Raw genomic sequence first — 12674 nt, 5'->3', positions numbered from 1 at the left:
TGATGACCAGTCGCGCCTTTGACATGGCTGAGCATGCTCAGCACCACACCCTGTCGCCGATGACCCGAGACAGGGTGTCGCCGATGTCTTGAGACACCTGTCGCGGATGTCCTGAGACTGGACACTGTCACCCCGACCACCACAAACCCGCAGGTCAGGGCCACAATCAAGGCCCTGACCGCGCGGCCCGCGGCTATCGAAAGAGCGGCCCGCGAGCCCCTCACGAGCCCGCCCCGCCAGTTCCGGGGTGCTCGTGGTCCTTCTTCTTGGACTTCTCGGCCTGCTCGGCATCGGCCGCGAGACCCTGCGCCATGAGGTCGGTTGCCCGGTCCAGCGAGTCAGTCAACAGGTGCGAGTACAGGTCAAGCGTCATGGTCGCGGTTGCGTGACCGAGCAGCGCCTGCACCGCCTTGACGTCGCCCGTGAGTCGGAGCCATGCCGTCGCGGCCGTGTGCCGCAGGTCGTGCGGACGCAGATTCTCACGACCGATCGAGGCCGAGGCGTTCACCCAACCTGCCTCGCGGCGCCAGTTGCGCGAGTCGAGCCGAGAGCCCTGACGCGAGGCGAACAGCGGCGACATGGGATGCCCCGTCAGGTGCGCCTCGATGATCGGCACCAGCTCCGGCACCACCGGCACCGGGCGCGAGACCTCAGAGCCCCGCTTCGTGCCAGGCAACGTCACCCGCCTGCCCTCCTCATCGAGGACCCGGCGACGGCGCACCATCAGGAACATCCGGGGCCCGACGCGCACCACGTCCCGCTCGTCCAGGGCCGCCAGCTCGGACCACCGCAGCCCCGCCAAGCCGAGCACCAGAGCCACGTCGCGCTCACTCTCACTGAGGGCCGCGACGAACGTCCGCAACTCCCCCATGCTCAGAGCCTGACCCGGCGTGCCCTTCGTCCCGGCCACCCTGATGCCAGCAGCCGGGTTCTTGACGATCCGCCCATCCTCGACCGCGTAGTCGAGCACGTTGCGCAGCACCCGCAGAGCGTCGCGCTTGGTGCGAGGAGCGGCCGGACCCTTCTTCGTGCGGAGCCGCGACACCCACTCCCTGACCATGGTCACGGTCACGTCGCCGAGCGCCAACCGCCCGAACTTAGGCTTGACGTAGGCCGTCCAGACGTTCCTGTCGTTGCGCCGAGTCGAACCCTGGACATCTCGACTGTCCAACCAGAGGTCGAAGAGATCCCCCACCGGGATACGAGCCCGAGCAGGGTCCAGCCAGGAGCCCCGGTCGATCTCGGCGCGCTGCTCGGTCAGCCACTGGAGAGCGTCCTGCTTGCGGTCGAAGGTCCGAGAGTCCCGGTGACCCCGGTACTTCAAGAACGCGCGCCAGCTCTTGCCGCTGGGCGTGCGGTAGACGCTCATCCCGCACTCCGGAACTTGTAGACGGCCGACTCACCCGGCGCCTCGGTGGCCTTGTCAAGCCACTCGGTCAGCACTGTCTCACGCCACACCACACGGCGACCGATGCGGGTTCCCGGAGCGAAGTTACCCTCAGCCCGCAGACCCCAGACAGTCCGGACCGACACACCCAGGTAGTCAGCCACATCGGCGACGGACAGAAGGCGCTCACGAACGGGGTTCTCATCCATGCTTCCAACTCCTTTGTCTCTGAATGGATTTCACTTGGCCTTGAATGCTGCGGCACGCCATTGGGCGTATTCGCGGGCGCGGGCCGCGGCGGCTTTGGCAAGCTCGGCGTCGCCCTCTGTCTCCCAGCCGGACCCGGCGTAGGACCAGTGGCCGATGACGAGGGTGGCCTCCTGCGCGTCATCGGCGAGCAGGTCGTCGAGGTCGCGCACGTCGAGGGTCCGGCCCTGCCGGTTGGCCTCGGCGACGAGGCGTTGGAACCGGGCTCTCCTGCCTCGGATCCGGCCCAGGGTCAGGGAGTAGCGGCGGGACTTGGTGGAGAAGTGGCCGCGGAAGCCGAGCATGTGCCGCCACTTGCCGAGCAGCCCGTATGGGTTATCCCGCAGCGGTGTGCCGTCCTCGCGGGCGTCGGCGTCGATCCGGTCGGAGATCTCGGCGATGGTGGCCCGCAGCCGGCGCAGGTGCGGATTCTCTTTGGTGGAGTCAGTGGCGGACTTGGTGGCGTACTTCGCGAGGTAGCCGGCGACCTGCTCCGGGACCAGCTCACGGTCCGGGTCATCCGTCCGGTTCTTCGTCTTGATCGGTCGGACGTCGAGCTGCGCCCCGAACCCGAGCCGCCTGATCGGGTCGCCGTCGTGCATCGGCGGTGCGTCGAAGGTGACGCCGGGGACGGCCTGCTCGATGACCTGGGCCAGCAGCGCCGCGGTGGCGCCAGCGGGGGCGGGGGCGAACCCGTCGTCGGTCTTGGGCCCGTCGAGGCGGATCAGGGCGTGGAAGTGGATCAGGCCACGCAGCTGGTACTCGGCGACCTTCGCGTACTGCACCGTGACGACGTCGGGCAGCCGCGACTCGGGGACGCCGAGGTGCCTGGCCAGGGCACGGCGGACGGTGATGGTGAACCGGCGCCACAGCTCGGGGGCCCACCACTGCCAGACGAGGTGACCGCGGTAGTCGTAGCAGTCCCGACACAACGGCTGCCCGAGCAGCTCGTCGTGCTCGTTGTGGGTGGCGTGGCAGACGGTGGCACCTCCGTGCTCGCACACGGCGGGCAGGCCTTTGGGTGTGTAGGGGCGACACGGGCGGCCGTTGCGGGTGCCGTGGACGAGGCCGAAGGAGGGCGCGGTGAGGGTGGCGAACACGAGCGGGTTGTCGCTGACACGCTCGGGGACACCCTTGCCGCCGGTGACCCCGGCCCGGATCAGGTGGAAGGTGTCGGCGGCGTAGACCCGGGAGCAGGACGGGCACTCGGAGGCGCGCCGGTTGCCGCACCGGACGTGCAGCACGCCGAGGGGTGCGTCGGCCGATGAGAACGTGGACAGGACCTCCCCAGTCCGGGTGTCGATGGTCTGCGAGTGACCGCGGAGGCGGATCGGTTTGGCGCAGTGACCGACCCGGGCTGCGGTGGTAGCCCAGGCGTCGAAGTCCCGCGAGATGAGGCGGGCGGTAATCTGCTGCTCGAGGCGTGGGGTGAGGGCAGGCAGGTCCAGCCCGGCCTCCTCACTGAACCCGGGAAAGGTCCCGCGGGCGGTCGGGCTGGGCTGTCCCGTCCCCACCTGCATCAGGCAGCCCCGCGGGTGCGCGACGTGCGGCGCTTGCGCTTTGTCACTCTCATGCGCGATGTGTTGTAGCGGAGAGCGTCGTCGAGAACCTGTCCCAAGGTGTCCCCCTTGCGGAGTCGGCGCGCGAGGGTGGCGCGTTGGCGGGTGGTGGTGCCGCCGTAGATGCCGTAGGCGTCGTCGAAGACGAGAGCTGCGGCGAGGCAGGTTCGCTGGACCGGGCAGGTCCGGCAGATCGCGACTGCGAAGCTGAAGGCGGGTTGGGCGTAGTCGTCTAGCCAGAGCGACGGCGACCGCCCGTTGCACGCGCCCCGGTCGTGCCAGCGCCGTGGGGCGAGGTCGGCCAGGTCCGGGCCCCCGGTGCGGTCGACCCAGGTCTGAGCCTTGCCGAAGCCCTGCGGGTTCGGGGCATCGTTCTGGCTCATGCGGCTTCACCACCCGTCGCCGAACCGTCGGGCGAGGTGGCCGGACGTGGCTGGCGGGGTTTGCGGGGAGCGCGAGGCTTGCGGGCTCGGCTGCCAGCCGGAACTGTTGAGGAAGCAGGGTGAACGCCGGCCCGGTCAATAAGCGGTGCGACGACCGACTTGGCGGCGTCCACCGGAGACACCTCGACGTCGGGGGCCGGGTCCTCGGCGACCGGAGCCGGGTGCAGGATGGCGACCTCACGGACGAGCTGGTCGGGCCAGAAGTCGGCGCGGACCTGGTCGGCGGTGCCGTCTTCCTCGATGACCCACGCCGTGCCCGGGGTCGAGGGCGAGATCCGGTGCGCGGGCGCGGCCGTGGCGGCGCCGTCGCCGAGGACCATCCGGGTCTCGTCCGCCGAGCGGAGTCGGAGCGCGATGGTTTGGGTGAACAGGCCGCGCAGGCCGATGACTTCCTTGCGGGGATCCTGCACACACGCCAGGACGACGACGCCGAGCGCCCGGCCTTGCGTCAGGACCTCGGCGAGGAGGCGTCCGGCTTCCTTGCGGGTGTCGGGGTCGGTGTAGGCGGTCAGGACCGCGAGCTCGTCGATCGCGAGCACGTGCAACGGGTCGCTCGGGGTCGGGGTGTGCAGGCGGGCGTGGCCGGCCATCCGGTGCCCGCGTTCGTCGATAACCCGCAACAGGGCGGTCAGGACGTCGACCGCCTGGGCTGGCGTGGTCGCGACCTGGGCGAACAGGTGCCTTCCCATCCCGACCTCGACGCCACGTTTCAGGTCGACCCCCCACAGCCGGACCATCCCGGCGCGGACGGCGGGTGCGAGGCCGCCGCAGACGCCCCAGAAGATCGAGCCCTTCCCGGAGCCGGAGCAGCCGACCGCGAGCGTGTGCCGCCCCACCAACGGCAGCACCCAGGGCGTGCCATCCTGGCGTCTGCCGACCGGGACCGCGTCCACCAGGACATCCCGAGGCACTTGGGCGTTGCGGGTGGCGGCGAGCCGGTCGGCCATGACCAGGACGTACTCGACGGTCGAGGGCGACAGCGCCTTGAACCGGAACGACCGGGCACCGGCCGCAGCAGCCAGAGCGGGCCCGGCCTTCTCCAGGTCCTCGACGGTCTGCCCGGTCCGGGCCCGCACGGTCAGCGTCAGCGTCACGCCGCGCGCGGTGGTCGAGCAGAGCCGCGGGTGGACCCACACCTTCGACAGCGCCGGAGCCGTCCGGGGACTCGCGGCGCGCAGCACCAATGCACTTCGGGTCGGCCGGCCGTCACGTTGGACGGACAGGCCACACTCCCGGGCCAGGTGCGGCCAACGGCGACGGGCCCACCGCGCCCACGAGAACCGGGCGAACGGCACCGAGACGACCCGCTCGAACGAGGCCGGCCACCACCGCGCCCACACCACCGCCACCAGTCCGGGCACGAGCCAGCCCAAGGCCAGGATCCCAACCGCGGCGGACTGACCGCCCGGGACCAGGCGGACGAGGAACCCGACCGCGGCGACGCCGGCAGCCCAGCGGGTGTGCCGCCACGACCACACCGCGACACCCCAGACGATCGCCGCCACATGCACGGGGACCCGCAGGACCGCCGTGGGTGCGACGGACGCGAGCGGTGCAGCCTCGGTGTTCATCAGGCCACCGCCTCCACCATCGAAGCCGTCCCGGCGATGTCTCGCCGCAGGGGTGTGGGCACCAGAGCGGACCCGGAGACCGTCACCGACACCGGCAACGCAACCATTGCGGCGGCCGGGGTGGTGAGCCAGCCGGCCCACGTCGACTCGACGAACTCCACCCCCACCCGCTCTGACGCGAACCGGCGCGTGCCGATCAACGAGAGGCCGAGTCGGTTCGCGACCTCGGCCGCCGGCTCGTCGGTGGCACAGTGCACCGCCACGTCGACCGAGCGGACGTGCCGCGGCCACGGGAACGCCGGGACCCGGACCGGGATCGTGTCCCGCTCGACCCGCACGCTGAGCATCGGGACATCCCCGAGCAGGCCATCGACGAGAGCGAGGATCCTTGACGCCTCGGCCAACGCCAGCTCGTAGCCGACATCGTCGCGGTGGTCGTCACGCACCTCGTCGCGGTCGTCCCCGTGGTTGTCGCCCGAGTCTGTGGGCGGGCGCGGGTTGGCAGTCATCACGCCGCCCCCTTCACCGACGCTGACCCCGAGCCCGCCGTACCCGTCGAGCCTGTCGAGGTCTGCGAAGACGTCGTAGTCGTCGCGCCGGGGGCGATCATCGACTCGGCCCGGAACGACCACGAGATCCGCGACCGGCCCGTCCCGGTCTCCTCGATCCACGGCAACGCCGACAGACCGACAAACTCCACCGGCGTCCACGGGAACGGCGTCTTGTTCTCCGGCGGCACCGGCTGCACCTTCGCGAAGAACTTCACCGTGACCGCGGTCTCCCGCTTGGACGCCGCCTCATCCGCGTCCAACACGATCGCCTGCCACACCAACAGCCCCGTCTCCGGGTCCACCTGCTGCGGCCGCGACCCATCCGCCCGCTTCTCCTGGTTGAAGTCCAGCACCGGCTCCACCTCACCCTTGAGGAACGCCCCGTTCGGGAACACGTCCCCGAACCCGACCTTGAACCGTCTCTGCATGGCCATGAGAACTCCTCAGGTCTTGCACTCCTCTTTAGGAGTGCTGCAATAAGTAGACCACAGACGTCTCGATTGATGTCAAGTCCTCTTTAGGACTAATCTCGATTGAGAACGCAACAACAAGGGACGGAATCATGAGCGACACCGGGGCGAGGCTGCCCAAGTACCACCGCATCGCCGACGCGCTGCGCAACCAGATCCGCAACGGCGACCTGCAGCCCGGCGACAAGCTGCCCGCCGAGACGGCCATCGCGTCCACTCATGCCACGAGCGTGCCCACCGTCCGGCAGGCGATGAGCGTCCTACGCGCCGAGGGCCTGGTCGAGTCCCGCCACGGCATCGGCACCTTCGTGCGCGACAGCCACCGCAGGCAGCGTCGCTCCCGCAACCGGTATGGCGAAGCGCGTGGCCGCGACGGGCTGCTGAACAACACGTTCCGCCACGAGATCACCTTCGCCGGGACCGAGCCCGTCCCCGCCCACGTGGCCGACTGCCTCAACGTCGAGCAGGGCACGCCCGTCGTGGTGCGCCGACGACGGCTCTACGACGAGAACGAACACCTGGCCGAGATGGGCGCCAGCTACCTGCCCACCGATTACGCCAAGGGCACTTACCTCGAAGAGCCCACCGTCGTCCCCAAGGCCCTGTTCCGGTGCGTCGAGGACCTGACCGGCCGCACCTACACCCACGCCCGGGACCAGGTCACCGCGAGACGAGCCACCGAGAGCGAAGCCGACGCGTTCGGCCTCCCCCTCGGCGCCTTCGTGCTGTACCTGATCCACACCGCCACCGACGAGAACGACCGGGTCCTCGAAGTGTCCGAGTCGATCTGGCCCGCCGACACCGTCATGGTCGTCGACGACTACCCGATCCCCGCGAAGCCGACCGCCACGGCAGGATCCGACCTATGAGCGAGGCAGCCGTCGACCCGTACGCCGACCAGCCCGAGATGGCCAACCACTGGTGGTGGCGACCTGGCTGGCACGTCGGCACCAGGTTCTACGCCTGGCACATCACCCTCGACGGCCAAGACCGTCTGCACCAGCTCATCGACGAGTACCAAGAAGCACTCAAACCCTTCCCGACGCTTGACCCCATCCCCAGGGAGTGGCGGCACATCACCCTCCAAGGCCTCGGCCACATCGAGGACGTCAGCGACCAGCAGCGTGATGAAGCCATTCAAGGCGTCGCAGAACGCCTAGCGAAGCTCGAACCCATCGAGTCGACCTTCCAGCGCGCAGTCATCTTCCGCGAAGCCATCGCGCTACCTCCGAGCAACCCAGATGCATACGCAAACCTGCGGAACGAGATCCGTGCCGGAATCACCGACGCGTGGGGCTGGTGTCCCGAGAACGCCGAAGGCTTCCGCGCCCACACAAGCGTCGCCTACAGCAACCGACCGGCCACTTCGAAGCCGATCAGAAATGCGCTGGACTTTCGGGACGCGGACTCGGGGGCCGCCTTTCTAGCCGATTCCGTTTCCTTGATCCTGATGCATCGAGACACAATTCCTTATAAATGGACGAATTGCACCACGAAGTCTCTGCGCAATCCACACGAAGAGAGCAGGTAGGCCAGCCTTGGGGTGGACCTTGCATCATCAGCCACTACGAAACGCGCGAGCCGATGACGTCTTGCAGGCGCTCGGTCGAGCAACGTATATTTCCTGCTCATTCGAAGGAAAATGCCGCTTCGTCCTGCGCCTACTTTCTCTACTAGACGGCGCCGAGAGCGATCCGATAGTTGGCCTACAACGCGCTCTCGCTGACGCACCCTCGAACAAGCCTCTAAAGCGAGTGTTGGACAACATCGCATTGACCTATGCATTAGACGCAGACACAAGCACACTGCTCGGCGCGGCCCGCGAAGCCCGCAATTTCATCGCCCACGAGGGCGGATCATTCTCCATTCACAGTCCGCGAACAGACCAACTCGTCGGCCACCTTGAAAATCTTCGTGAGTCCGTGAGAGACCTGGCGGAGGGAGACAACTTCATTTCAGCCCTACAGTTTGAATTGACCGAGGACGCGCCCTTCCCGACCCAATTGACTTCTGCCTACGTCGATGTCGTCGATGCGTGGGTGTTTTACCCCGTGCGCGACCTCATCGCGAACCCGACCAGCGGTCAATCGCGACCAGGCGATGGGCGATGGCACGGAACATGAGCCAAGGGCTCTAGTCGTTGCCGTAGTCAGGCTCAACAAACTCTTCCGGCTCAAGTTCCACCTCGAACGGGTCACCCACGCCGGCCTGCTCTAGGAGTTCGTACCCGTCTAGGACGAGGTGACACGTCGGACAGCTAAAATGCGCAGGCGCAATATCACCGAAGACGGTCATCCCGTCGGGCGTGTAGGGCGACTCTAGATCCCAGTATGGCTCGGTGCGATCGACGATCTCATCACCTTCGACGGTACCTAGACCACCACATGCCGGACAGTCCGCAAGAGCATAATGCTCCATCCCAGCCGTGAGATCTCGCTCGACTTGCCATTCCGCCTGCTGTCTCGCGTTCATGAGGCCGGAACGATATCGGGTTAGTCGTTGCTTTGCCGCAGCCTCAAGCGATATCCAGCGGTGCTCAATATTCTTCGCATTTTGCTCAAGTTGGGACTTCACATCCACCACACGATCTGGCCCAACTAGATCCGCCAGCTCAACTCCATGCGCGGTAACCAGAATGGCCACCTGCGCCCAGAATCTCGGCCACCACACGCTCGACGGGAGGGCCGAGAATCCGATGCCAGAACCGTGCAGATACTCATTTCTTCCGTTGGCGATCTTCGTCGCCTCATCAGGATTGAACGGGCGAAAGGCGCGGCCGCAGCGTTTGAAAATCGTTGCCGCCCGGACTGCTGTGAACTGAGCGTCGCCATCAATCATGCCGACCGCCCTCAGAATTTGGACACCATCCTCCGTGGGTTCGGCTATAAGGGCCGGAGAAACACGCCAGAGTGCCGACTTGCCCAATAGTTCCAAGGCCAACGAAGCCCAGAATTGGCGCTCCTCAGGCGTCCGTTCGGTGCTCGCATCAGTTGCCCTGTTGAGAAACAACTTGGCCTTAATCCAGTACTGTTCCTGCACCTCAGCAGTCATAGCACCGCCTTCTGATAGAACGCCACGCGCTCGATCTCTCGATCATCTGAGCCATCCTTGACGCTCGCGCGACCGTGCAGGACCATCCTATTGCGAATGAGGAGAACAGTTCCCGGATCGCTCCAGTGGAACTCCTCAACCCGGCTCGCTGTCTGAAGTAGCTCCGTGGCCTCCCTAGATCTGGCGTCGCATGCCGTCATGCAGCAGGGGTCAAACCGGTACCCGCCCGGGTCGAGTGCGTGGGCAAAGAAGCTGTGCGATCCGGACTCGACTAAGAACACGCCGTGCCTAAGTGCCGCCGAACGGCCCCCGATCGTATTGCGAAACTGAAGGGCCGGCTTCCACAGCAGAGTGGGCGTCGGATCCACATCCTTGCTGTAGAGGAGGACGAAGTCCGGCGGAGTCGCCAAGTGCGCTCCGTCAGTGTGCAGTGGCTGCTCTTCCAGACCAGTAGTAGCGCTCATAGAGTTCTGCCTGGCAGCATCGGCCCGCACGGGCTTCAGGACGACCTTCGTTGGATCGCCCTTACGGATCGGCACCTCCTGCCAGCCTCGGGCGCCTGCAGCTATTCGCAAGCCCGCCAACGAGCCTCTCCCACCCGCGTACCCCGTTGACTCGGACGCGACCAACAGACTCTCGAGCGTGACCATGGATCCCTCCTCTCGTCGGCTTCCGGGATTGTGTCATGGGTCTGGCGATGGGATGGCGTCGCTCTCGGCGCCGGAGGTAGCAGCACGGCCGCGATTCACGGCCGAGCCTCTACGTTTGGGGCATGGCCAACGACTTCCGACAGGATTGCGAGTTCATCGTGTGGCGTATTTGAAACGAGGTCTTCGACTCCGCCGACATGGGATTTGCACGGCAACTCTCGTTCGAGCCGGCAGGCGGCTTCCTTAGTCTGCTCTGGAGGACATGGGACTGATCGTGGCTTCGTGAAGAGTTTCTGTACTGGCTTAAACGCGCCTCCGGCGCGAAAAGACGCGGGGCCCCGCGATGGGGACCCCGCGCTTCGGCGCTGGCGCGCCTACGCGCACCCCACCGCACCCCGCGTCCAAGCGTGAGCCTCGTTCACTCCTCGTCAGGCTCCCAGAACCACGCGTCCCGAATCTGCGCGGCGCTGGGCTCCACAAGCCAGACGACCTCGTAGGTGCCGCCGTCCCATTCCAGCCGGCGCACCTCGAAGCAGGCCTCGTAGATGCGGTTCGCTTCGTCGGCATCGTGAGCGAACCAAGAAAGCGGCAAACCAGCGGCACCTTCAGCAAGCCCGCGGGCCGGCAGATGCACATGCAACTCAGGAAGCGTCTGGGACTCCTCCAGCCGCTTCCACCACAAGTGCCCGCGTTGGGTGGCCCAATCCTGGACCGTCAGCATCACGTAGCCGACGACGACACCCCTGGCACGAAGTTCGCCCACGGCCCCGCTCCGACCCGCGAACCGAGCGTCCGTCGTCGCATCCTGCGGCCAGTTGCGCTTGACCCAATCCCGATGTGTCACGTGGCTAGTCTCCACTCCCGGCCACGCAGCGACAGCACTTCGCGGCGTCGCGCGCCCTGCCGCCGACACTTGCACGGGCTTCCACCTTGGCAAAGGGGCGAAGTCGAATGCGCTGATGACGAGGGATGGCTCCCGCCAGACGTGCGCGTGGCCAAGCCCCCGAGTGGCCCACTGCCTACGTCGAGCGCCCCGACCATCTACACCCCGCGCGGCTGGCTCCCAAATGCGCTTTCTGCGCGGCACCACCCAGCCCAACGAGTCCCGGTCACGGCGCAGACCCGCGTGGAAGACTCGCGAGCCCAGCGCGAGCCCAGCGCGAAACAACCAGCGCAGCGATGCCCGAATGACCGTTCGCGAATTGCACTGTGCTGCAACGGTCCCCGCGACGGGCCAACCCGTGCAGCGCGTTCGGGACGAAGAGGTCGCAGGTTCAAATCCTGTCACCCCGACCAGTGTTTCCGCAGGTCAAAGGCCCTCTGCCAATCACAGGCAGAGGGCCTTCGCCGTCGCTGAGTGACAATCTGAGTGACTACCGTTCCGCATCGCCTGTCCCGAAGAGGCTGTCCATGGCCACCGCGCCAGTCTGGAGGACCGGGCGGATCTGGTGGCGGTAGACGAGTTCGGTGACGCTCGTCCCGCTGTGACCGACGAGGCGAGAGATCTCCTCGATCGAGACACCCGAGTCGGAGAGCAACGACACGAACGAGTGCCGCAGCTCCCGTGGCGACCAGTCCTTCGGCTCGATGTTCGGCACCTTCCCGAGAGCCGAGCGGAAGGCGCGGAGGGCGTTGTTTCGGTCCATGGGCGTGCCGGCCTTGCTCGGAAACACGAGGCCGTTGTCTGTCCAGCGCTCCCCCACCTGGAGACGCAGTTCGGCCTGCTCGACCCGCTGTCGCCGGAGAGCATCGACGGCCCTCGTCGGAAGAGCCAGCGTCCGCCGCGACTTTCGCGTCTTGGTGTCCCCACCCGACCGAACTGAACGCCAGACCTCCACGTAGGCAGGGACCGGCGGCGATGCGCTCGGGATGCCGTCGAAGTGTACGTGCTGCCACCGGAGTGCGCGCAGTTCTTCGGTCCGGGCGCCCGTCAGCAGCGACACGACGATGTAGTTGTGCATCCAGTCGCCGGCCGTCTTGGTCAGGACGTCGCGAGCCTGCTCGGTCGTCAGCGACTTCGACGGGCGACCGGGTCGACCTGTCGGGACGCTGCAGAGAAGCACGACGTTGCGCTTGACCTTGTCGCGAGCCATGGCCCGGTTCACCGCTCGGACGAGGCAGGCCCGCACACCGCGCAGTGTCCGGGTGCTCAACTTCTCCGAGAGTCCGAGCAACCAGGCATCGACCTCGCGCGCGGTCAGGTCCCGGAGGCGTCGCGCGCCGAGGTGCGGGATGACGTGGTTGCGGCTGAGGCTTTCGTTGGCGGCGCGGGTCTCTTCGTCGCGCGAGTTGAGACCGAAGGCGAGCCAGTCCTCGACGGCCTGTTTCACCGTGTACGTGTCATCACCGAGGGCGACCCCGTCCTCGTGGTCACGGAGGACCTCGCGCAACTTGCGCTTAGCCTCGGTCTTGGTCCGGCCGGAGCCTTTCTTGACGATTCGCTTGCCACGACCGTCGTAGCCGAGGGTGACGGTCGCGATCCACCGTTGTCGACGTTCGTCCCAGTGCAGCCCACCGTCGCCCTTTGACCTTCGCTCGGTCATGCGACGTCCTCGGACAGCGACTCGAGGTAGGCCTGGAGCGCGACGACAGGGACCAGCCGCCGACTCCCCTGCTTCACTGTGCGCAATCTGCCCGACCGGATCAGCTCGTAGATGACGGATCGGCTCAGACGGAGGGCCTCGGCCGCCTCATCCACGCGGTAGGCCAGGGCCGGAACTTCCTTCTGGTGCTTCATCACTGCTCT

15 protein-coding genes are annotated in these 12674 nt (G+C 67.0%); 3 read left to right on the top strand and 12 right to left on the bottom strand.

What is annotated here, in order from left to right; all coding sequences use genetic code 11:
- Positions 1-220 precede the first annotated feature (220 nt).
- The 7 genes from ABD297_RS19530 to ABD297_RS19500 are packed head-to-tail and all read right to left on the bottom strand — an operon-like array spanning position 221 to position 6191.
- Positions 221-1369 carry a tyrosine-type recombinase/integrase gene (locus ABD297_RS19530; protein ID WP_344256770.1) on the bottom strand — a complete coding sequence of 383 codons (1149 nt, stop codon included), beginning with the start codon at positions 1367-1369 and terminating at the stop codon, positions 221-223.
- On the bottom strand, positions 1366-1596 hold the full coding sequence (locus tag ABD297_RS19525) for a helix-turn-helix transcriptional regulator (protein WP_344256769.1): 231 nt from the start codon (positions 1594-1596) through the stop codon (positions 1366-1368). Before ABD297_RS19525 ends, ABD297_RS19530 begins: the two co-directional genes overlap by 4 nt.
- Positions 1597-1626: 30 nt before the next feature.
- On the bottom strand, positions 1627-3147 hold the full coding sequence (locus ABD297_RS19520; RefSeq protein ID WP_344256768.1) for a replication initiator: 1521 nt from the start codon (positions 3145-3147) through the stop codon (positions 1627-1629).
- Between the two features lie 5 nt (positions 3148-3152).
- Complete coding sequence (locus ABD297_RS19515) at positions 3153-3575, bottom strand: WhiB family transcriptional regulator (RefSeq protein WP_344256767.1); 423 nt, start codon at positions 3573-3575, stop codon at positions 3153-3155.
- Entirely contained in the window at positions 3572-5206 is a 1635-nt protein-coding gene (locus ABD297_RS19510; RefSeq protein WP_344256766.1) for a hypothetical protein, read from the bottom strand. Before ABD297_RS19510 ends, ABD297_RS19515 begins: the two co-directional genes overlap by 4 nt.
- Positions 5206-5715 (bottom strand): hypothetical protein, encoded by a 510-nt coding sequence (locus ABD297_RS19505; RefSeq protein WP_344256765.1) that lies wholly within the window; start codon positions 5713-5715, stop codon positions 5206-5208. Before ABD297_RS19505 ends, ABD297_RS19510 begins: the two co-directional genes overlap by 1 nt.
- Positions 5715-6191, bottom strand: a complete 477-nt coding sequence (locus ABD297_RS19500; RefSeq protein ID WP_344256764.1) for a plasmid replication, integration and excision activator — start codon at positions 6189-6191, stop codon at positions 5715-5717. Before ABD297_RS19500 ends, ABD297_RS19505 begins: the two co-directional genes overlap by 1 nt.
- A gap of 128 nt (positions 6192-6319) precedes the next feature.
- On the opposite strand from ABD297_RS19500, the gene ABD297_RS19495 reads away from it, so the two are divergent.
- The 3 genes from ABD297_RS19495 (at position 6320) to ABD297_RS19485 (ending at position 8350) form a co-directional block, all read left to right on the top strand.
- Positions 6320-7096: a GntR family transcriptional regulator gene (locus tag ABD297_RS19495; protein WP_344256763.1), complete on the top strand. Its 777-nt coding sequence runs from the start codon at positions 6320-6322 to the stop codon at positions 7094-7096.
- The gene (locus ABD297_RS19490; protein ID WP_344256762.1) at positions 7093-7758 is read left to right on the top strand and encodes a 2'-5' RNA ligase family protein; all 666 of its coding nucleotides are present in this window, start codon (positions 7093-7095) and stop codon (positions 7756-7758) included. Before ABD297_RS19495 ends, ABD297_RS19490 begins: the two co-directional genes overlap by 4 nt.
- A gap of 223 nt (positions 7759-7981) precedes the next feature.
- Positions 7982-8350 carry a hypothetical protein gene (locus ABD297_RS19485; RefSeq protein ID WP_344256761.1) on the top strand — a complete coding sequence of 123 codons (369 nt, stop codon included), beginning with the start codon at positions 7982-7984 and terminating at the stop codon, positions 8348-8350.
- 10 nt (positions 8351-8360) lie between these two features.
- Here ABD297_RS19485 and ABD297_RS19480 read toward each other — a convergent pair whose 3' ends face one another.
- The 5 genes from ABD297_RS19480 to ABD297_RS19460 all read right to left on the bottom strand — a co-directional run bounded on the left by ABD297_RS19480 (position 8361) and on the right by ABD297_RS19460 (position 12665).
- Positions 8361-9278: a hypothetical protein gene (locus ABD297_RS19480; protein WP_344256760.1), complete on the bottom strand. Its 918-nt coding sequence runs from the start codon at positions 9276-9278 to the stop codon at positions 8361-8363.
- The gene (locus tag ABD297_RS19475) at positions 9275-9928 is read right to left on the bottom strand and encodes a Fe(II)-2OG oxygenase family protein (protein ID WP_344256759.1); all 654 of its coding nucleotides are present in this window, start codon (positions 9926-9928) and stop codon (positions 9275-9277) included. Before ABD297_RS19475 ends, ABD297_RS19480 begins: the two co-directional genes overlap by 4 nt.
- Positions 9929-10346: 418 nt before the next feature.
- The gene (locus ABD297_RS19470; RefSeq protein ID WP_344256758.1) at positions 10347-10691 is read right to left on the bottom strand and encodes a hypothetical protein; all 345 of its coding nucleotides are present in this window, start codon (positions 10689-10691) and stop codon (positions 10347-10349) included.
- Between the two features lie 610 nt (positions 10692-11301).
- On the bottom strand, positions 11302-12471 hold the full coding sequence (locus ABD297_RS19465) for a site-specific integrase (RefSeq protein WP_344256757.1): 1170 nt from the start codon (positions 12469-12471) through the stop codon (positions 11302-11304).
- On the bottom strand, positions 12468-12665 hold the full coding sequence (locus ABD297_RS19460) for a helix-turn-helix domain-containing protein (protein ID WP_344256756.1): 198 nt from the start codon (positions 12663-12665) through the stop codon (positions 12468-12470). The genes ABD297_RS19465 and ABD297_RS19460 overlap by 4 nt, the downstream gene beginning before the upstream one ends.
- Positions 12666-12674 lie beyond the last annotated feature (9 nt).

Origin of the sequence: Terrabacter carboxydivorans, assembly GCF_039532035.1 — a bacterium.
Taxonomy (GTDB): domain Bacteria; phylum Actinomycetota; class Actinomycetes; order Actinomycetales; family Dermatophilaceae; genus Terrabacter; species Terrabacter carboxydivorans.
The sequence above is the reverse complement of the archived record's forward strand: the minus strand, read 5'-3'. Positions and strand labels throughout refer to the sequence as shown.